Below are 1,018 nucleotides of genomic sequence, written 5' to 3'. Positions count from 1 at the left end.
AGCCGAGATATCCGTTGAAAAACCGAGAAAAAGCACACGCCCTGAATTGAATGTGAGGCGATAGATACACAAATGATGCGCTTGGTTACTGCCATTGGCTGTGCGGCTAAGAAGATTGCCGCTCCAATACCCTTCTTCATCAATGTGTTTCCAAAGCTGATCGTAAAACGCTTGGCTATGGTGAGAAGTGCTGAAGATGTAGGTTTTTAACCCAACGAGATCACGATTTTGATACCCCATCTGAAGCTCAAAGGCACGATTGCAACCAAGAATACGCGTGTCTTCATCGGCAACGAGTACGCCGACGTTTGGCAAATCGAAGATGGTTTCAAGAATCTTCGCCAGCTCTTCACACCCAGTGATGGTCAGCTGAGGAATGATTGTGCCTTGAACAATCCGCTCGTTGAGCTTTTCAAAACTCATGGTGACATGAATGAGCTTGGCGTCATTAGGCATTAAGCAGCAAGAAAAATGCCCTTGCCCACCCATAAATTCGACGTCCGCAATGCGTTGACGACAAGCCTCTTGCTGCCCCATCAACATATATTGAAGCAGCTCATCTAAACTGTTAATCGGACGTTTGAAGCCAAAAGCATTGGCCATGCTTGGTTGGTCGCATTCAAACTCACGAGTATAGATGTCATAAGACCATTCCACGACCTGAGTGTGATTGGCTGCGTGCTGCACTTGTCCTTGTGCAATCGTTAGTGATTCGCTCATTTCCTAGCCCCCTTATTTTGGTCGGCCTTTTTGCTCTCCATTCAAAACCCAATATCACAGTCGATGTTTGAGGAACCTTTAGATTCTCTGTTATGACTCGAAAGTAAACAGGTTAAGCCTTGTGGTTTTGAATGTTGCTTCGAGCATGCTCGGCACATGCACTTTTAACTATGCACTAATTTGATTATAGGCGAGTTTCAAATAAGCATTCCATTGCTTATCAAATGTATTAAAATTGCGACAAACAAATCTAAGCAGGCTAATAACCATAAGGCTTCAAAGGGGATATCAGATAAAA

Annotated in this window: 1 protein-coding gene; it reads right to left on the bottom strand. The window is 44.1% G+C overall.

Annotated features, from left to right (window positions below; all coding sequences use genetic code 11):
• Window positions 1-720 (bottom strand): PAS domain-containing protein (locus tag R7O12_RS27095; RefSeq protein ID WP_318127148.1); only part of this gene is annotated, 720 nt, incomplete at its 3' end.
• Window positions 721-1,018: the final 298 nt, after the last annotated feature.

The organism is Vibrio sp. Vb1574 (assembly GCF_033338675.1).
Note: the sequence above shows the minus strand (reverse complement) of the source record. Positions and strands in the feature narration are given on the sequence as shown.